The 16,666-nt window shown below is 74.8% G+C and carries 18 protein-coding genes and 1 pseudogene; 7 read left to right on the forward strand and 12 right to left on the reverse strand.

From position 1 onward, the window contains the following. Positions 1–45: 45 nt before the first annotated feature. The gene (locus Q5694_RS09180; RefSeq protein WP_333932020.1) at positions 46–1,728 is read left to right on the forward strand and encodes a glycoside hydrolase family 13 protein; all 1,683 of its coding nucleotides are present in this window, start codon (positions 46–48) and stop codon (positions 1,726–1,728) included. A 172-nt stretch (positions 1,729–1,900) separates the two neighbouring features. Here Q5694_RS09180 and Q5694_RS09185 read toward each other — a convergent pair whose 3' ends face one another. Continuing rightward, on the reverse strand, positions 1,901–2,389 hold the full coding sequence (locus Q5694_RS09185) for a hypothetical protein (protein WP_333932021.1): 489 nt from the start codon (positions 2,387–2,389) through the stop codon (positions 1,901–1,903). 64 nt (positions 2,390–2,453) lie between these two features. Beyond that, the gene (locus tag Q5694_RS09190) at positions 2,454–2,828 is read right to left on the reverse strand and encodes a DUF6479 family protein (protein ID WP_333932022.1); all 375 of its coding nucleotides are present in this window, start codon (positions 2,826–2,828) and stop codon (positions 2,454–2,456) included. 345 nt (positions 2,829–3,173) lie between these two features. Here Q5694_RS09190 and Q5694_RS09195 point away from each other — a divergent pair, with 345 nt between their 5' ends. Further along, positions 3,174–3,725: a tellurite resistance TerB family protein gene (locus tag Q5694_RS09195; RefSeq protein WP_333932023.1), complete on the forward strand. Its 552-nt coding sequence runs from the start codon at positions 3,174–3,176 to the stop codon at positions 3,723–3,725. 30 nt (positions 3,726–3,755) lie between these two features. Here the strand turns inward: Q5694_RS09195 and Q5694_RS09200 are convergent, their stop codons facing one another. Then, the gene (locus Q5694_RS09200) at positions 3,756–4,628 is read right to left on the reverse strand and encodes a serine hydrolase (protein ID WP_333932024.1); all 873 of its coding nucleotides are present in this window, start codon (positions 4,626–4,628) and stop codon (positions 3,756–3,758) included. Continuing rightward, positions 4,625–5,791 carry a LysR family transcriptional regulator gene (locus Q5694_RS09205; RefSeq protein ID WP_333932025.1) on the reverse strand — a complete coding sequence of 389 codons (1,167 nt, stop codon included), beginning with the start codon at positions 5,789–5,791 and terminating at the stop codon, positions 4,625–4,627. The genes Q5694_RS09200 and Q5694_RS09205 overlap by 4 nt, the downstream gene beginning before the upstream one ends. Before the next feature lie 114 nt (positions 5,792–5,905). On the opposite strand from Q5694_RS09205, the gene Q5694_RS09210 reads away from it, so the two are divergent. Genes Q5694_RS09210 through Q5694_RS09220 form a run of 3 tightly spaced genes read left to right on the forward strand, consistent with a single transcriptional unit; the run spans position 5,906 to position 8,917 of the window. Beyond that, on the forward strand, positions 5,906–7,555 hold the full coding sequence (locus tag Q5694_RS09210) for a penicillin-binding transpeptidase domain-containing protein (protein WP_333932026.1): 1,650 nt from the start codon (positions 5,906–5,908) through the stop codon (positions 7,553–7,555). A gap of 17 nt (positions 7,556–7,572) precedes the next feature. After that, positions 7,573–8,529: a class A beta-lactamase gene (gene bla / locus Q5694_RS09215; protein ID WP_333932027.1), complete on the forward strand. Its 957-nt coding sequence runs from the start codon at positions 7,573–7,575 to the stop codon at positions 8,527–8,529. 25 nt (positions 8,530–8,554) lie between these two features. Then, positions 8,555–8,917, forward strand: a complete 363-nt coding sequence (locus Q5694_RS09220; protein ID WP_333932028.1) for a DUF952 domain-containing protein — start codon at positions 8,555–8,557, stop codon at positions 8,915–8,917. 88 nt (positions 8,918–9,005) lie between these two features. Here the strand turns inward: Q5694_RS09220 and Q5694_RS09225 are convergent, their stop codons facing one another. The 6 genes from Q5694_RS09225 to pip all read right to left on the reverse strand — a co-directional run bounded on the left by Q5694_RS09225 (position 9,006) and on the right by pip (position 14,064). Then, entirely contained in the window at positions 9,006–9,539 is a 534-nt protein-coding gene (locus Q5694_RS09225) for a hypothetical protein (RefSeq protein WP_333932029.1), read from the reverse strand. Beyond that, positions 9,523–10,014: an RNA polymerase sigma factor gene (locus tag Q5694_RS09230; RefSeq protein ID WP_333932030.1), complete on the reverse strand. Its 492-nt coding sequence runs from the start codon at positions 10,012–10,014 to the stop codon at positions 9,523–9,525. The genes Q5694_RS09225 and Q5694_RS09230 overlap by 17 nt, the downstream gene beginning before the upstream one ends. Next, complete coding sequence (locus Q5694_RS09235) at positions 10,011–10,655, reverse strand: class F sortase (protein WP_333932031.1); 645 nt, start codon at positions 10,653–10,655, stop codon at positions 10,011–10,013. Before Q5694_RS09235 ends, Q5694_RS09230 begins: the two co-directional genes overlap by 4 nt. Next, a complete protein-coding gene (locus Q5694_RS09240; protein WP_333932032.1) occupies positions 10,652–11,050 on the reverse strand; it encodes a sortase-dependent protein in 399 nt (132 codons plus the stop codon). The genes Q5694_RS09235 and Q5694_RS09240 overlap by 4 nt, the downstream gene beginning before the upstream one ends. A 217-nt stretch (positions 11,051–11,267) precedes the next feature. Beyond that, the gene (locus Q5694_RS09245; protein ID WP_333932318.1) at positions 11,268–12,908 is read right to left on the reverse strand and encodes an alpha/beta hydrolase; all 1,641 of its coding nucleotides are present in this window, start codon (positions 12,906–12,908) and stop codon (positions 11,268–11,270) included. Between the two features lie 175 nt (positions 12,909–13,083). Continuing rightward, positions 13,084–14,064: a prolyl aminopeptidase gene (gene pip, locus Q5694_RS09250; protein ID WP_333932033.1), complete on the reverse strand. Its 981-nt coding sequence runs from the start codon at positions 14,062–14,064 to the stop codon at positions 13,084–13,086. Positions 14,065–14,135: 71 nt separating this feature from the next. Between pip and Q5694_RS09255 the strand changes: the two genes are divergently transcribed. Continuing rightward, complete coding sequence (locus tag Q5694_RS09255; protein WP_333932035.1) at positions 14,136–14,618, forward strand: MarR family winged helix-turn-helix transcriptional regulator; 483 nt, start codon at positions 14,136–14,138, stop codon at positions 14,616–14,618. Positions 14,619–14,723: 105 nt separating this feature from the next. Here the strand turns inward: Q5694_RS09255 and Q5694_RS09260 are convergent. Together Q5694_RS09260 and Q5694_RS09265 are read right to left on the reverse strand one after the other, a co-directional pair. Continuing rightward, a pseudogene (locus Q5694_RS09260) lies at positions 14,724–15,145 on the reverse strand (DinB family protein); the annotation flags it as partial. Between the two features lie 179 nt (positions 15,146–15,324). Continuing rightward, positions 15,325–15,675, reverse strand: coding sequence for a winged helix-turn-helix transcriptional regulator (locus Q5694_RS09265; RefSeq protein WP_333932037.1), 351 nt, complete (start codon positions 15,673–15,675; stop codon positions 15,325–15,327). A gap of 41 nt (positions 15,676–15,716) precedes the next feature. Between Q5694_RS09265 and Q5694_RS09270 the strand changes: the two genes are divergently transcribed. Continuing rightward, a complete protein-coding gene (locus Q5694_RS09270) occupies positions 15,717–16,649 on the forward strand; it encodes an NAD(P)-dependent oxidoreductase (protein ID WP_333932038.1) in 933 nt (310 codons plus the stop codon). Positions 16,650–16,666 lie beyond the last annotated feature (17 nt).

Consider the following 16,666-nt stretch of genomic DNA (forward strand, 5'->3'; position numbering starts at 1 on the left):
GTTCCTTTTTCCGGCATTCTGGACAGATTTAATGCTGTCGCCCGTATGCCCGGCCAAGGAGACCGCGTGACCGATCGCTCCGCCCCCGACCTGTCGTCCCGCGACCCCTACTGGTGGCGGCAGGCCGTCGTCTACCAGATCTATCCCCGCAGCTTCGCCGACGCCGACGGCGACGGCCTCGGCGACCTGCGCGGCGTCACCCAACGCCTCGGTCACCTCGCCGCCCTGGGCGTGGACGCCCTGTGGCTGAGCCCGTTCTACCCGTCCGAGCTCGCCGACGGCGGCTACGACGTCGCCGACCCGCGGGACGTCGACCCGCGCCTGGGGAGCCTGGACGACTTCGACGCGCTGGTGGCCGAGGCGCACCGGCTCGGCCTGAAGGTGATCGTCGACATCGTCCCCAACCACTCCTCCCACCAGCACGTGTGGTTCCAGGAGGCCCTGCAGGCCGGGCCCGGGTCGGCGGCCCGCGACCGGTACGTCTTCCGCGACGGCCGCGGCGAGCGCGGCGAGCTGCCGCCCACCGACTGGCAGTCCGTCTTCGGCGGCAGCGCCTGGAAACGGGTGCCCGACGGGCAGTGGTACCTGCACCTGTTCGCCCCCGAACAGCCCGACCTCAACTGGGACAACCCCGAGGTCCGCGCCGACTGCCGCACCACCCTGCGCTTCTGGTCCGACCGCGGGGTCGACGGTTTCCGCATCGACGTCGCCCACGCCCTCGTCAAGGACCTCGGGGAACCGCTGCGCGACCTCGGCCGCCCCGAGCTGAGCCGCGAGGAGGCCCTCACCGCGCTGCCGCCCGGCACGCACCCCTTCTACGACCGCGACGAGGTGCACGAGATCTACCGCGACTGGCGCAAGATCTTCGACTCCTACCGGCCGCCCCGGATGGCCGTGGCCGAGGCGTGGGTGCCGGGAGCACGCCGTGCGCTGTACGCCCGCCCCGACGAACTGGGCCAGGCGTTCAACTTCGAGTACCTGCAGGCGAACTGGGACGCCGGGGAACTGAGGCGGGTCATCACCGACTCGCTCGACACCGCCCGGGCGGCCGGGGCCTCGGCCACGTGGGTGCTGTCCAACCACGACGTCGTGCGGCACGCCTCGCGCCTGATGCTGCCGCCGGACACCGACCTCAACGCCTGGCTGCTGTCCGGCGGGCACGCGCCGGCCGTCGACCGGGCGGCCGGGCTGCGCCGGGCCCGGGCGGCCACGCTGCTGATGCTGGCACTGCCCGGCTCGGCGTACCTCTACCAGGGCGAGGAGCTGGGACTGCCCGAGGTCGCCGACCTGCCCACCGAGGTGCTCCAGGACCCGATCTGGGAGCAGACGGGTCATGTCCGCAAGGGGCGGGACGGGTGCCGGGTGCCGCTGCCCTGGACGACGACCGGGCCGTCGTACGGCTTCGGGCCGGCCGGGGCGTGGCTGCCGCAGCCGGCCGTCTTCGGGGAGCTCGCCGTCGAGGCGCAGGACGGGGCCGAGGGGTCGACGCTGGAGCTGTACCGGACGGCGCTGAAGCTGCGGCGCAAGCTGCTGGAGGGGGAGGAGCTGACGTGGGCCCCGGACGCCCCGGAGGGAGTGCTGCAGTTCGACCGCTGCGAGGGGTGGCGGTGTGTGGCGAACCTGTCCGGGGCGGCGGTGCCGCTGCCGGCCGGTGAGGTGCTGCTGAGCAGCGGGCCGCTGGAGGAGGGGCGGCTGGGGCCGGACACGGTGGTGTGGCTGGGCCGCTGAGCGCGTGGGTTCGGCCGGGTTCTGCGGTGAGGCCGGTTGCGGTGCCGGCCGGGCCCTTGGCCGCGGTGCCGTGGCGGCGTGTCGCGCGATCCCCTCCGCCCCTGAGGGGCTGGAGGGGATCGCGCGGTGGCCGGGTGCGGCCGCGTCGTGGCCGGGCCGCGGACCGCGCGTGTCAGTAGCGCACCGCGCGGGCGACCGCCGTGCCGACCTCGCCGGACAGGTCGTGGGTGCTGCGGGCCGTGGCCGTCGCGGACTCGCCGGGCTGGACGTGGTCCACCGTCACGATGACCGTGTCGCTCACGCGGCCCCCGCCGTCGGTGAAGTTGACCTGCACGGCGAAGGAGCGGGCGGTGCCGTCCGAGTTGGTGACCGTGACCTCGGCGCGGGCGCGGCCGCCGGGGGTGACGGACGGGGCCGCGACCTTCACGTCGCCCTTGGCGTCGACCCCGCCCTGGATGTCGTCGAGCCGGCGTCCGGCCTCCGCCGTCGCCGACTCCACCGCCTCGGTGGCCTGCGAGGCGATCGAGCCGACCGCCGACTCGGCCTCGCGGGCGGTGTCCGCGGGGCTGTCGCCGCTGCAGCCGGTGAGCGCGGCGGCGGCCAGGCCGAGGGCCAGCACCGCCCCTCCCGTCGCCCGGCGCGTCCGGTGGCGGGCAGCCATGTCCGTCCTCCCTGGGGTGCGGGGGCGCTGCCGGGAGGCCCTGCTGCCTCCCGTTCTCACGGCATCACGTACGTCCGAGGCCGCCGCCGCCGAACGATCCGCTGGATCCGGGGGACCAGCGCCGGGGTTGCTGGTCCTTGCCGGTCCTGGTGCTCGCGCGGTGCAGCTCGTGCGGCATGAGCCGCTGCCCGTCGCGCGTGACGACCGGCACGTCGTCGGGCTCCCGCATCTCCCGCGCCTCGCGGACCGGCCCGGTGTCGGGAAGGTGCGGCTGTTCCTCGGGGGTGGGGTGGCGGGTGTCCTTGTCCATCACCCGCATCCCGACCCGCACGGCCCAGATCAGCGCGCAGGCCACGATCAGGCCGGCGACGAAGGCGATGGTCACGGCGACCGCGTGATCCGACGACGCCGCCAGCGAGTCATACGTTGCCGTATTCATGTTCCGATTATCGCCGACGGAATGCGATAAAGCGTCCGGAATGTCCCAGACCGTTGGAGGACCCCGTTCGGGTCGTCCCGGGAGGCGCGGCGGCCTCGCGGGTGGCAGATTGCGGCCAGAGGAAGTCCGGGGCGGGCCGTCGCGTCCCCGCGTGTGCCGCTCGGGAGCCCGTCCCGGCCTTCCCGCCGTCCGGCGGCGGCCCGCTCCCCTTCACCGGGAGCGGGCCGCCGCCGTTCGGGCCCATCGGTGGGTTTGCGGAACCTTTACCCGGGGGCAGGGCGTTGGAGGAGTGCGCGCGCTGAGCGGGTGCGCCAGGTGATGCTGACGAAGACCGAGGTGGCGGCAATGGCAGTGTGGGACCGGCTCAAGGACCAGGCGAAGGCCCTCCAGCAGGGACAGGCCGGGCGTGGTGCGGCGCCCGGCGGGCACGGTGGCGGGGCGCGGTCCGGGGGTGGCGGCAAGGCGCAGCTGATCGGCCTGTTCAAGTCGCAGCTCGGCTCGCTGAAGAGCGAGCTGAAGAGCGGGGCGTACCGGGACGCGAGCATGGCGATGTGCGCCCTCGTCGCGGCGGCGGACGGGCAGGTCGACCCGTCGGAGCGGCAGCAGGTCGAGTCGATGATCCTCAGCAACGAGGTGCTGCAGAACTTCCCGCCGGAGCAGCTGCGGCAGCGCTTCAACAAGCACGTGGACCAGCTGACCATGAACTTCCAGCACGGCAAGGCCGAGGCGATGCAGGAAATCGCCAAGGCCGCGAAGAAGCCCACCGAGGCCAGGGCCGTGATCCAGACCGGCATGGTCGTCGCCGGTGCGGACGGCCACTTCTCCCAGGCCGAGGCGTCGGTCCTGCGCGAGGCCTGCGCGGCACTGGGGGTGTCCCCGGCGGAGTTCCAGCTCTGACCCCCCGGCAGGCCGGGTGCGGCGGCCCGCTCACGGGGCGCGCAGGGCGTCCACGGCGAGGCGGGCCGCCGTGCCGATGACGGCGTCGGCGGCGGGCAGCAGCGCGGAGGTGCGGGCCGTGCGCGTGAAGACGGCGACGGCGTAGCGGCCTCCGTCGGGGTACTCGACGACGCCGACCTCGTTGCGCACGGTCGGCAGGCTTCCCGTCTTGCCCGCGACGTGCACGTCGTCGAAGGGGAAGCCCGAGGCGAGCCGGTGCGGCCACACCTGCAGGCCCAGCACGCGCCGGACGGCCGCCCCGTACTCGGGCGGGAACGCCTCGTCGCGCCACACCGCCGCGAGCAGCCGCGTCATGTCGCGCGGGGTGCTGCGGTTGGTGCGCGCGGGGTCCAGGGCGCGCAGCCGCGTGACGACGAGCGGGTCGGCCAGGGCCCGAGCGCCCTCGGGGCCGGCGTCCTCCTTGATGGTGGTGAACAGCTCGCCGAAGGTGTGCACGGCGTACGTGTGCGTGAGGCCGAGGCGGGCCGTGGTGCGGTTGACGGCGTCGAGGCCGACGCGGCCCAGCAGCAGGTCGGCGGCGGCGTTGTCGCTGACGGACATCATCAGGAAGGCCAGGTCGCGCAGGGACAGCCGGGCACCGTCGAGCATCGCGGCGAGCCCCGTCGGCCCGGCCGTGCGGTCCTGCGGCGGGCATTCGACCTGCTCGGTGAGGTCCAGCACACCGGCCGCGGCCTGCTCGTACAGCGTCACGAGCAGGCACAGCTTGTGGACGCTGGCGGTGCACACCGGCCGGTCCGCCCCGGCGTCGAGCTGGGCGCCGGAGTCGATGTCGCAGGCGTGCAGCCACCCGGTGACCCCGGCGTCGGCGAAGGCCGCGTTGATGCGGGCGAGGGCGTCGGTCACAGCCAGTACTCCGAGGCCGGGCGCAGGTGCAGGGGGCGGGAGGGCAGGTCGGGCAGCGCCCCGGCGGTGGTGCGCAGCGCGTGCGTGGCGGCGTCGGCGAACGCGGCCACGGCGGCGTCGCCGCGCCCGCCGGGCCAGGCGACGGAGTGCCGCAGCGCCAGGGGCGTACCGCTGAGCGGCCGCCACACGACGCCGGGGCCAGCGGTGGCGGCACCCTCCGCACCGCGGCCGGCGCGGCCGGCGCCGTGCGGTGCCACTCCCGCCGGGGTCCCGAAGCCGGCCTCCGGTCCGGAGCCGGACCCCGGTGCGGAGCCGGACCCCGGTGCGGAGCCGGACCCCGGTGCGGAGCCGGACCCCGGTGCGGAGCCGGACCCCGGTGCGGAAGCGCCCCCCGGTCCGGAGATCCCCGGTCCGGAGCCGGCCCCGGGTGCGAACGCGTTGCCGGTGTCGTGCGCGTCGCGCGGGCTGAAGGCCACCGCCTCAGCCGACAGCACCAGGCCGCGGACGAAGCTCGCGCCCTGGGCGTGCCGGACGGCGGGCGGGGTGTAGCCGTTGCGGGCGCAGGTGGTCAGCAGGTCGTCGTAGACGGCCGGGGCGCCGGCGCGAGGGAAGAGGATCAGGTCGTAGCCCGTGAGGGAGGCCAGGGGCACCTCGGGCAGTGCGGCGGCGGGCGCGCCCGCGGGCAGCAGGACGCCCAGTTCGCGGCGGAGCACCGGGCCCAGCTCCAGGCCAGCGACGTCGCAGGGATGGTGGATCAGCCCGACGTCCAGCTCGTGCGCGGCGAACCGCTGAAGCTGCTGGGCGGTGGGCAGTTCGTGCAGCTCCAGTTCCAGTCCGGAGGCGGCCGCGGCGAAGCGGGCCAGCAGCGCGGCGACGGTCTCGCCGGAGATGTCGGGCGGCAGCGCGGCCCGCAGCAGACCGGTCTCGCCGTCGCGGATCCGCCGGGCCGTGGCCATCAGTGCCTCGGAGCGGGCGAGGACCTCCCGGGCCTCGTCGAGCAGCAGCGCCCCGGCCTCGGTGATGGTGACCTGGCGGCTGGTGCGCTCGAAGAGCCGGACGCCGAGATGCCGCTCCAGACGCTGGATGCGCTGCGAGAGCGGCGGCTGGGCCATGCCCAGGCGGGCGGCGGCACGGCCGAAGTGTGACTCTTCTGCAACAGCCACAAAGCACTCCAGGTGCCGCACCAGGTCCACGAACAGCAATCATATCGATTGGATATTGATCCGACATCGATAAGGGTCTTGGACAGGATCCCCGGCCGCTGTTGGGGTCTGCGTATGGACACTCATGCCGACCACTCCTCCAGCGTCCCCACCCCCGGCGGCCCCCGGCCGCGGCGCAAGGCCCTGCGTGCCGTCACCGCCGGGGTGGTGGTGCTCGCCGTGACGGCGGGCGGTGCCTGGGCCGCGGGCATCGGGCCCTTCGCTCGGGACGCCGGTCCCGACCCGGCCGCGGGCGAGCAGGCGCGCGCGTTCCTCGCCGACTGGGCGGCCGGCCGCGTGCCGAGCGCGGCGGAACGCACGACCAGCCCGGACACCGCCCGGCGCGTGCTGGAGAGCTTCACCGGCGGCCTGGACATCGACGAACCCGCGCTCAGGGCCGGGACGGCGACCGAGGCCGAGGACGGCACGGTCACCGTCCCCTTCACCGCCCGCATGCCGGTCACCGGCCTCGGCACCTGGACCTACCGGTCCGAACTGCCGCTGCGCGAGCACAAGGACGGCGTCTGGAAGGTCGACTGGAAGCTGTCCCTGGTCCACCCGCGCCTGAGCGGCACCGAGAAGTTCCGGCTCGAACGGGAGGACTCCGAACCCCCCGAGGTCGCGGACCGGCAGGGCCGGAAACTGTCCGCCGACGCGTTCCCGTCACTGGCCCCGCTGATGACCCGGCTGGGCGGGGACGGCGGTGAGGGCACCGGTGCCCGCGGCGCGATCCGGCTGGTCGACCGGACCACCGGGAAGGTACGGCGCACGGAGGCCACCTTCGGCGCGAGGACGGTCCGGGCGGACAAGGGCCCGGTCCCCACCACCCTCGACGCCGACTGGCAGTCCGCCGCCGAGAAGGCCCTCGCCTCCCACGCCGGCGGCAGGAACGCCGCGCTCGTCGCCCTGCGCATCGACGACGGCGAAGTCCTGGCCGTGGCCAACTCCCCCGCCGGCGGCTTCAACCGCGCCCTGTCCGGCACCTACGCACCCGGCTCCACCTGGAAGATCGTCACCACCAGCGCCCTGCTGCTGACGGACGCGGTCGCACCGGACGACGTGGTCGACTGCCCCAAGTTCCTCACGGTGGGCAAGAAGTTCCAGAACGTGGAGCTCTCCGAGCACCCGGGCGCCACGTTCCGCAAGGACTTCACCGAGTCGTGCAACACCGCGTTCATCAGCCTGCGCGACCGGCTCGGCGACGGGGAGCTCGGCGACGTCGCCCGCACCTACTTCGGCGTCGGCCAGGAATGGCACGTCGGGGCGCCCACGTACGACGGGTCGGTGCCGGTGCCGAAGGACGAGACCGAGAAGGCCGCCTCGATGATCGGCCAGGGCCGGGTGCAGGCCAACCCGCTGATCATGGCGTCCGTGACGGCGACGGCCGTGTCGGGCAGGTTCCACGAGCCCTCGCTCGTCGCCGGCACCGAGGACACGACCAGGACGGAACCGCTGCCCCGGGAGGTCGTCGGCCATCTGCGGGAGATGCTGCGCGCCACCGTCACCGGCGGCACGGCGAAGATCCTGTCCGGCCTGCCCGGCGAGGTCGGCGCGAAGACCGGCACGGCCGAGGTCTCCGACGACCAGGACAACAACGGCTGGCTCGTCGCCCACCGCGGGAACGTGGCCGTGGCGTGCGTCGTGGAAGAGGGTGTCACCGGCGGCGGATCGGCCGGCCCGATCGTCCGCAGCCTGCTGGCCACGGCACCGGGCGACTCGGAATGAGTGAGGAGAATCCCCCTATGACCGCCCACCCCACGCCCTCCTCCCGCCGTGTCTTCCTGGCCGCCGCGGCCCTGCTGCCGCTCGCCGGGTGCGGCGGTGGCGGCGAGCAGGCACCGGCCCGGCCCGACCGCCCCGCCACGGCCACCGGCAAGGCACCCGGCTCCCCCTTGCCGAGCGGCTCCCCGGCACGCCGGCTGCGACTGGCGGACCTGGAACGCCGGTACGGTGCGCGCGTCGGGGTCTGGGCCCTCGCGACCGGCACCGGCGAGAGCGCCGTCCACCGGGCCGGTGAGCGCTTCGCGTTCTGCTCGACCTTCAAGGCCCTCGCCGCCGCGGCGGTCCTGCACCACCGGACCCTGCACGGCCTGGACCGGCGCATCACCTACACCCGGGCCGACCTGCGCTCCACCACGCCCGTCACCGGCCGGCACGTCGACACCGGCATGACGCTCCGCCAACTGTGCGACGCCGCCGTCCGCTTCAGCGACGGCACGGCCGGCAACCTGCTGCTGCGCGAGATCGGCGGCCCGGCCGCGCTCACCGCCTACCTGCGCCGCCTCGGCGACACGGCCAGCCGCATGGACCACTACGAGCCGGACCTGCACGACGTCCCTCCGGGCGACCCGGCCGACACCACCACCCCGCAGGCGATCGGCACCGACTTCCGGCGGCTCCTGCTCGGCACCGCCCTGCCCGCCCGTGAGCGCGCCCTGCTCACGGACTGGCTGTCCCGCAACGCCACCGAGGTCGGCGCCCGCCGCATCCGGGCCGGTCTGCCCGCCGGCTGGAGGGCGGCCGACAAGACCGGCACGGGCGACTGGGGTCGTGCCAACGACGTCGCTGTCCTGCACCCGCCGCGCGCCGAGCCGCTCGTCCTGGCCGTGCTGACCGATCGTCCCGGCCGCGACGCCGAGCCCTCCGACGCCCTGGTCGCCGAGGCGACGCGGAGGGCCCTCGCCGCCCTGGGGCACTGACACCCACCGGGGCTATAACAGGGCCATGATCTATCACGTCGTACCGCACGCCGTCTGGCACACCGACACCGGCCGGCCGTACGCGCCCGCCTCCCTCGCCGAGGAGGGCTTCGTGCACTGCTCCCCGGACGAGGCGGCGACGCTGGCCGTGGTCAACGCCTTCTACCGGGACGCGCCCCGGCCCCTGCTGGTGCTCGCCCTGGACGAGACGCGGCTGACCGCGCGGGTGGAGCGGGAGGCCGCCGCGCCCGCCCCGCCGCCCGGGATCGCCGCCGGCACCCTGTTCCCGCACGTCTACGGCCCGCTCGACCGGGCGGCGGTCGACCACGTCCTCGAGGTGCGGTGGGACGACCAGGGACGGGCGGTCGGACTGAGCACGACCAGGTGACCAGGTGACCAGGTGACCAGGTGACCAGGTGACCGGGGTGACCGGTCGTGAGGATCGCGCGCACCGGTCGGCAGGGCCCGGCGCCCCGTCACCGGCCCGGTGTCCGCTCCCCGTCCGTGGTCGGGCGGGCCGTCGGCGGGGCGGGACGGGCCGGGGTGGGGGTGACCGAGGGGGTGCGGGACGGGCCCGCCGGGGTGGAGGGCTCGCCGCGGTCGCGGGCGCCGGGGCGGGACGGCACACCGGAGGCGGTGGGTCCACGGGATTCGGCGGGGGCGTTCGAGGCGCGGGGTGCCCGGGACGGGGCCGGTGCGGGGGGCGCCGACGGGGCCGAGGGCGCCGTGCTCGGGTCGGGCGGCGCCATGGGAACGGTCGTCGGGGCCACCGGGGCGTCGGGTGCCGGGAGGCGCAGCGGGAGGGCGACCAGCGCGGCCACCGCACAGCACACCCCCGCACCCGCCGCCGTGCGCAGCAGACGCCGGCGGACCGCCCTGCGCCGGACCGCGGCGAACTGGCCGGCGGGCGCGGTGAGGTAGTCGGGCGAGGAGGGCCGCAGCAGCACCGCGAGGGGGTCGTCGGGACGGCACCCCTCGTCGCCCCGATCGCCGTCAAGCCGTGTGGTCAAGGCTCCTCCTCAGATGGACGCGGAGCAGTTCGCGGGCCGCGTGCAGATCGGCCTTGACGGTCCCTTCCTTGCGCCCGGTCAGCACGGCCACCTCCCGGATCGGCATGTCAGCGTAGTAGTGCAGCAGGATCGGCACGCGCAGGCGTTCGGGAAGCGACTGCACCAGCATCCGCACCGACGGATCGGCCTGCTCCGGGTGGGGACGTACGGCGGCCTCCGAGGTGACGCGGTGCATGGCGCGGCGTTCGCGCTCCAGCTTGCGCCAGTGGTCGCGGACGAGGTTGGCGGCGGTGACGTAGAGGAAGCCGCGGGGCTCGTCCACCTTCGTCCAGCGGGCCCACAGCCGGGTGAAGGCCTCGGAGGCGATCTCGTGGGCCGTCTCGTCGTCGTCGACGAGACGGCGGCACCAGCCGGCCAGGCGCGGGTAGAGGGCGGCGAACAGGTCGGACGCCGCCTTCTCACGGGACCGTTTCAACGCTCTCCAGGGGTGGGGGGCTCGGTGCCGCTCAGTGCCGCGAACACGATCACGTTGTCGGCGTAGCCGTCACCGGTACGCGCCCCGCCGCACGTGATCAGCCGCAGCTCGGGACGGTCCACGTTCCCGTAGACGTCGTCCGCCGGGAACGCGTGCTGGGGGACGGTCCGGACCGCCGTGACGGCGAACGCCGCCGCCGTGCCGTTCTCCAGGCGCGCCACGATCCGCTCGCCCCGGCGCAGCCGGGCCAGGTGCCGGAAGACGCCGTCGCCGTACGGGCCGACGGTGACGTGGCCCAGGAGCACCGACGGGCCGGTGCTGCCGGGGGTGGGGGAGTGCCGGTACCAGCCCGCGCGGTCGTGGGCCGTCACCGGCGGCACCTCCACGGTGCCGTCCGCCGCGAGGCCCAGCCGGATGACGGGGGTGTCGACCCCGATCGCCGGGATCTGCAGCCGGATGGGCACCGACCGGGCCGGGTCCCGCCGCCGCCCGGCGGGCACCGGCGAGGCCCCGGACCGTGACCCGCCCCCGGACGCGCTCCCGGCCCCCGTGCCCGACCCACCGGTCCCCGGTCCGCCGCACGCCGTGAGCAGCGACGCCACGGCAGCGGTCGTGAACGCGCGCCTGGAGAACGCGGTCATGCCCCGCTCGCCCGGCGGCGCCGTACGACGAGGACCGTGCCGCCGCCGAGGGCGAGCACCGCCGCGGCACCCGCGCCGACCGCCGTGCCGGTGCCGGCCGGGTCCGTGTCCGCCGCCGTCACACCGGTGTCGGGCGCACCGCTGGGCACGACGGGCACCTGCCTCTCGGCGGGCGCACGGGTCGGTGCCGGCCGCGCCGGGGCGGGGCGCGCCGGGGTGGGGCGGGCCGACTCGGCCCGGGCCGTCGGCGCGGCACTCTCGGCGGGCGCCCCGGTGGGCCGCTCCGAGGCCGGCACCGGCGAGGGACCGGCCCCGCCGTCGGCGAACGCGGGCCCCGAGGCCATGACGACGGCGGTGCCGGCGAGGGCCAGCAGGCTGAGAACAGTTCGGCGCATCGAATCGCACTCCTTCGTCGAGAACGGATCGTGCGCAGAGACGAGGCACCGGGGGGCCGGGTTGTAAAGAGACGGCAAAGTCGTCGGGGAGGGGCGGCGTGGGGGTGACGCCTCCGGAGGGCCACGGAGCGAAAGCCCCGGGCGTCCTGCCTGGTGGCGGGGCGTCCGGGGCTTCCTGGTCAGCCGGTACGGGCGGCTGAGGGCTGGTGCCGCTTGCTCAGCGCGGGGTCGTGCCGAGCAGGTCGTGCCTCTCGTTCACGCCGTTGCGCAGTTCGGTGAGGGTCGTGCCCGTGGGGGCCTTCTTCGGCGTGGCGGCCGGCGGCTGGGTCTCGTCCGCGCAGGCCGTACCGCGCGCCGGTACCGTGCCGTCGACGAGGTATCCCGTCACGGCGTCCGTGGCGCAGGCGCTGCGCCCGAACGCGGTGTGCCCCTCGGCCCGGAACGTCAGCAGCCGGCCGTTGTCGAGCTGCCGGGACAGGGCCACGGCGTCCTGGTACGGGGTGTCCGGGTCGCCGGTGGTGCCGAGGATCAGGATGGGCGCGGAGCCCTCGGCCCGGAACGGCCCGGCGTAGCGGCTGGGCTTGTCGCCGGTCCACTGGGCGCACGTGGTGGCGTGCTGGTGGTCGTAGAGCGGCGGGCCGTAGGCGAGGGCCGGACCGAGCAGCGGTGCCGCCTCGGCGTTGCGGGTGACCTGCCGCTTCAGCCGGCCGGGGCTGCTCGGGTAGTCCTTGTCGACGCACTCGACCGCGATGTTCGGGTTGAGGAAGTCGTAGCTGGCCGGGGACGGGGGCCGCAGCAGGAAGGACGTGTTGTCCCGCTGCTGGGCCTTGCGCAGGGCCGCACCGAGGGAGGGCCAGATGACCTTGCCCTCGTTGATGTTGAACAGCAGGCGGTAGACGAGGGTGTAGCCGTTGGCCTGGCCGCCGTTCGCGGTCGGCACGGGGTTCGCGTCGAGGTCCGCCTTGAGCTTCTCGAACGCGGCCCGCGGGTCGCCGTCGCCGAAGCCGCAGGTGGCCTGGTCCGTCCGGCACCAGTCGAGGAAGCGGCTCATCGCGCCGTCCAGGGCCAGGTACTGGGGGCGGTCGTAGGCGTAGGGCCGGTGCGCGTAGCGGCGCGGGTCGTAGGCGCCGTCGAGCACCAGGGCGCGGACCCGCTCGGGGTACATGGCCGCGTAGACGGTGCCGATGTAGCTCCCGAACGAGCGGCCGTAGTAAGTGAGTTGCTCCTCGCCCAGGGCCTGGCGCAGCAGGTCGACGTCGCGGGCGACGTACCCGGTCCCGATGTAGGGCCGCAGCTCGCCCGCCCTGTCCTGGCAGGCCCGGTCGAACGCGGCGCCCTGGCGCACGGCCTCCTCGTAGGCGCCCGGCCCCGGCACGCCCTTGGCGGCCCGGACGGCGGCGGTGTACGTCGCGTCGTCCCAGCACTCCACCTGCGAACTGCGGGCGACGCCCCGTACGTCGTACCCGAAGACGTCGAAGGAGTCCTTCAACCGGGCGGGCAGGTCGGCGTAGTTGTTGCGGACGAAGTCGACGCCCGAGTTGCCCGGTCCTCCCGGCTGGAGGAACAGGGTGCCCTTCTTCAGGCCCTGGTCGGGGGCCTTCTTGCGGATCACCGCGAGGGTGAGCTTCCTGCCCTGCGGATCACGGTAGTCCAACGGCACTTCGGCGTTCGCGCACTCGAAGCCGCCCTGGCAGTCGGACCAGGTCAGGTTCGGTACGGCGGGCTGCGCCGGTGCCGGGTCGGGCTGGGCCGTCGCCTGGACCCCGCTCCCGGCGACGACGAAGGCGGCCGCGGTGGCCAGGGCGATCCTGATGCGGGGGACGCGTCTGCGCCCCCCGGTGCCGGAGCGGCCCGTCATGTGGTCGTGTGTGGTCACTCTTCCTGTTCCCCCTCGGACGGACGTGCCTGCGGGCACGTCCTGATGCCGACGTGTTTCCGCCGCATGTCTAGCCCAATCCGGGAGGGCGCGCGACCGTATCCGGCAACTCCTTGCACGTTATCCGCCCGGTACCTGACGGTAGTTGATGCGTCGTTCACTCGCGGAGGGACGAACTCCGGCCGCCGAAGCGGTCGGTGGCGGCCAGCACGGCGCGGGTCGTGCCACCGCCGGACAGGCCGTGTCCCTCGTCGCCGATCAGGACCAGTTCGGCGTCCGGCCACTCCTGCGCCAGCCGCCAGGCGACGTCGACGGGCCCGCTGATGTCCAGCCGGCCGTGGATCAGCACGCCCGGGATGCCGGCGAGCCTCCCCGCGTCGCGCAGCAGTACCCCGTCGTCCAGGAAGGCGGCGTGCCGCCAGTAGTGCGTGACGAGGCGGGCGAAGCGCATCCGGAAGCGCGGGTCCTCGAAGCGGGGGTCGGGGCGGTGCCCCGGGTGGGTGGAGACGTGCACGTCCTCCCACCGGCACCACTCCCGCGCGGCCCGTTCCCGTACGGCCGGATCGGGGTCGGCGAGCATCCGGGCGTAGGCGTCCACCAGGCTGCCGTCGCGCTCGGCCTCGGGCACGGCGTCCCGGAACCGGGCCCATTCGGCGGGGAAGATCCGCCCCATGTCCCGTGTCACCCACTCCACTTCGCGGCGAGTGGTGTTCGTGACGCTGAACAGCACCATCTCGGAGACGGCCCCGGGGTGCCGCTGGGCGTAGGCCAGGGCCAGGGTCACGCCCCAGGAACCGCCGAGGACGAGCCACGTGTCGATGCCGAGGTGCCGGCGCAGGCGCTCGACGTCGGCGATGAGGTGGGGCGTGGTGTTGACGGCGAGCGAGGTCGCCGGGTCGGCGGCGTCAGGGGTGCTGAGCCCGCAGCCGCGCTGGTCGAACAGCACGATCCGGTACGTCCGCGGGTCGAACAGCCGGCGCCAGAACGGTCCCGCCCCCGACCCCGGCCCGCCGTGCAGCACGAGGGCGGGCTTGCCCGCCGGGTTGCCACAGGTCTCCCAGTGGACGAGGTTGCCGTCGCCGACGTCGAGCATGCCCTGTTCGTACGGCTCGACGGGAGGATGGAGTTCCCCGGCCATGCCCCTCGCCCTCCCGTCCCGCGCGCACCGCCGCGATCCGCGATATCTGACAGTGCTGTTAGATTAACAGCATGACCGGTCGCCCCGACCCCTGCGCCGTCGGCACGCTGCTGCGTCACGTCCTGGAACTGCTGGACGGTGACGTGGCCCGGGTCTACGAGGAGCAGGGCGTCCCCGAGTACCGTCCGCGCTTCTCCCCGGCGGTCCGGGCCCTCCTGGCCGAAGGGCCGCTTCCGGTACGGGACTTGGCGCAGGCGATGGGCGTCACGCACTCGGCGGCGAGCCAGACCGCGGCCCAGATGGCCCGCGCGGGCCTGGTCACCCACACCCCCGACCCCTCGGACGCCCGCCGGAGACTGGTGGGCCTCACCGCGAAGGCGCGGGCGCTGCTGCCGCGGATCGAGGCGGAGTGGGAGGCGACGAGGGCGGCGATGGCGGAACTGGACGCGGAACTGTCCGTACCGCTGGCACAGGTGCTGACGGAGGCGGTGGAAGCGGTGGCCCGCCGCCCGTTCCGGGAGCGCATCGCCTCGGCGCAGGACCGGCGCGGCTGAGCGGGAGCGTGCCCGGCGCACTCGGCGGCTCGGGCAGCGGCCGGCTGCGGCTCCCCGCGCCGTCGTCCTGCGGGACGGTTCCCTCCGGCGTCCGCCCCGCGGGACTCAGACGCCGGTCCGGCCGTCGACGAGCTCGCGCACGACGTCGAGGTGCCGTTGTGACGGGAGGTCTCCTCGATGAGGTGGAGCAGCACCCACCGCAGGCCGACGTGGCGGCCGTCGCCGAGGGGACGTTTCGCCGTCGCGTCCAGGTCGTGCTCGGACACCAGCCGGCGGTGGCGGTCGCTCTGCTCCTCGTACTCCGTCAGGAGCCGGGGCAGCGGGGCGTCGAGGGCCGTTCGCATCTCCGGGTCGGGATCGTCGCCGGTCGCCTCGGCGAGCGGTCCCTCGGGGTCCTCGCCCAGGAACACCACCCGGAACCGGTAGTACTCGACCCGGCGCAGGTGACTGATCAGCCCGCACAGGGTCATCAGCGGTGAGCCCGGGAGCGGGGCCTTGCGGGCGTCTTCGGCGGACACGCCCTCACAGGCTCCACTGCCGCGGCACCCGACCGCGCTGCCGGGAACGACGGGGCCGGACGCACCGGGCGGTGGCGTCTCATACCCACTTTTTTGTGCGTACTTGGCAGGGCGCGGCCGTCCCGGGAGTCTGGTGAACGGCGGCCGGCGACGGTGGTGGCACGAGGAGGGACGGAGGTGGGTACCGCTCAGGACACCGCCCGGCCGGAGTCGGTGAGCCGCTCCAGGCGGCGGTGGCCCCAGTCGGCCAACGGGGCCAGCGCGTCGGAGAGTTCACGGCCGAACCCGGTCAGGGAGTAGACCGTCTTCGGCGGCAGCACGTCGTACACCTCCCGGTGCACCAGCCCGTCCGCCTCCATCTCCCGCAGCGCCTCGGTCAGCACCTTCTCGGTGAGGCCGGGCAGCTTCCGGCGCAGTTCCGCCGGACGGTGCGCGCCCGACTCCAGCAGCCAGAGCAGGGCCGTCTTCCACTTCCCGTCGATCACGGCGATCGCGGCGGTCACCCCGCACACGTCCGTGTCCTGGCGTCGGCGCGTCATCCGGACCCCGTTCCCGTTCCGTCGTTTCCGAGGAGTTCCCCGTGTCCACGTACAGCACGTCCGCCTCCCCCGCGCATTCCGGCTCCCGGCCCGCCGCCTCCGACCGGAGCACGGTCACCGTCCTCGGCCTGGGGCCGATGGGCCGCGCCCTGGCCGGGGCGTTCCTTGCGGCCGGCCTGCGCACCACCGTCTGGAACCGGACCCCGGGCCGCGAGAAGGACCTCGTCGAGCGGGGCGCGCGGGGTGCCGCGTCGGTGGCGGAGGCGGTGTCGGCCAGTGCCGTGACCGTCGTCTGCGTGGTGAACTACGACGCCGCCGACGCCGTCCTGCGCCAGGGCGAGGCCGCCGCAGCGCTCCGGGACCGCACGGTCGTGAACCTGACGGCCGACACCCCGGCCCGGGCCCGCGACACCGCCGCCTGGGCCGCCGCCCACGGCATCCGCTACCTCGACGGCGCGATCATGACGCCCACCGACACCATCGGCACGGCCGACGCGGTCCTGCTGTACAGCGGACCGGCGGACCTGTTCGAGGAAACGGCCTCCGTGCGGCGGGCGTTGGGCGGCAGCCACACGCATCTCGGTGAGGACGTGGGCCGGGCCGCCGCCTACGACATCGCCCTGCTGGACATCTTCTGGACGGCGATGGCGGGCTACGCGCACGCGCTGGCGGTGGCCCGGGCCGAGGGCGTCACCGCGAGCGAACTGGCGCCGTTCGCCCAGGGCATCGGCGCGATCCTGCCCCCGCTGTTCGCACAGACCGCCGCGGACGCCGACGCCGGCACCTACAGCGGGGAGGACAACCCGCTGACCTCGGCCGCGTCGTCGATGACCCACATCGTGCACGTCTCCGAGGCGCACGGCATCGACGCGGGCGTCATGCGCGCGGCCGAGGGCATGGCCCGCCGCACCATCGGCCTCGGCCACGGCGAGGACGGCTTCCTCCGCATCGCGGAGGTCATCGGACGCCGGTGAGCAGGGGTAGGGGTGCT

Origin of the sequence: Streptomyces sp. AHA2 (assembly GCF_036857595.1) — a bacterium.
Lineage (GTDB): Bacteria > Actinomycetota > Actinomycetes > Streptomycetales > Streptomycetaceae > Streptomyces.

Coding starts and splice junctions, on each gene's coding strand:
- Q5694_RS09180 (WP_333932020.1), top strand. CDS start 46: ATGCCCGGCCAAGGAGACCGCGTGACCGATCGCTCCGCCCCCGACCTG.
- Q5694_RS09185 (WP_333932021.1), bottom strand. CDS start 2,389: ATGGCTGCCCGCCACCGGACGCGCCGGGCGACGGGAGGGGCGGTGCTG.
- Q5694_RS09190 (WP_333932022.1), bottom strand. CDS start 2,828: ATGAATACGGCAACGTATGACTCGCTGGCGGCGTCGTCGGATCACGCG.
- Q5694_RS09195 (WP_333932023.1), top strand. CDS start 3,174: ATGGCAGTGTGGGACCGGCTCAAGGACCAGGCGAAGGCCCTCCAGCAG.
- Q5694_RS09210 (WP_333932026.1), top strand. CDS start 5,906: ATGGACACTCATGCCGACCACTCCTCCAGCGTCCCCACCCCCGGCGGC.
- bla (WP_333932027.1), top strand. CDS start 7,573: ATGACCGCCCACCCCACGCCCTCCTCCCGCCGTGTCTTCCTGGCCGCC.
- Q5694_RS09220 (WP_333932028.1), top strand. CDS start 8,555: ATGATCTATCACGTCGTACCGCACGCCGTCTGGCACACCGACACCGGC.
- Q5694_RS09235 (WP_333932031.1), bottom strand. CDS start 10,655: ATGACCGCGTTCTCCAGGCGCGCGTTCACGACCGCTGCCGTGGCGTCG.
- Q5694_RS09240 (WP_333932032.1), bottom strand. CDS start 11,050: ATGCGCCGAACTGTTCTCAGCCTGCTGGCCCTCGCCGGCACCGCCGTC.
- Q5694_RS09245 (WP_333932318.1), bottom strand. CDS start 12,908: ATGACGGGCCGCTCCGGCACCGGGGGGCGCAGACGCGTCCCCCGCATC.
- pip (WP_333932033.1), bottom strand. CDS start 14,064: ATGGCCGGGGAACTCCATCCTCCCGTCGAGCCGTACGAACAGGGCATG.
- Q5694_RS09255 (WP_333932035.1), top strand. CDS start 14,136: ATGACCGGTCGCCCCGACCCCTGCGCCGTCGGCACGCTGCTGCGTCAC.
- Q5694_RS09265 (WP_333932037.1), bottom strand. CDS start 15,675: ATGACGCGCCGACGCCAGGACACGGACGTGTGCGGGGTGACCGCCGCG.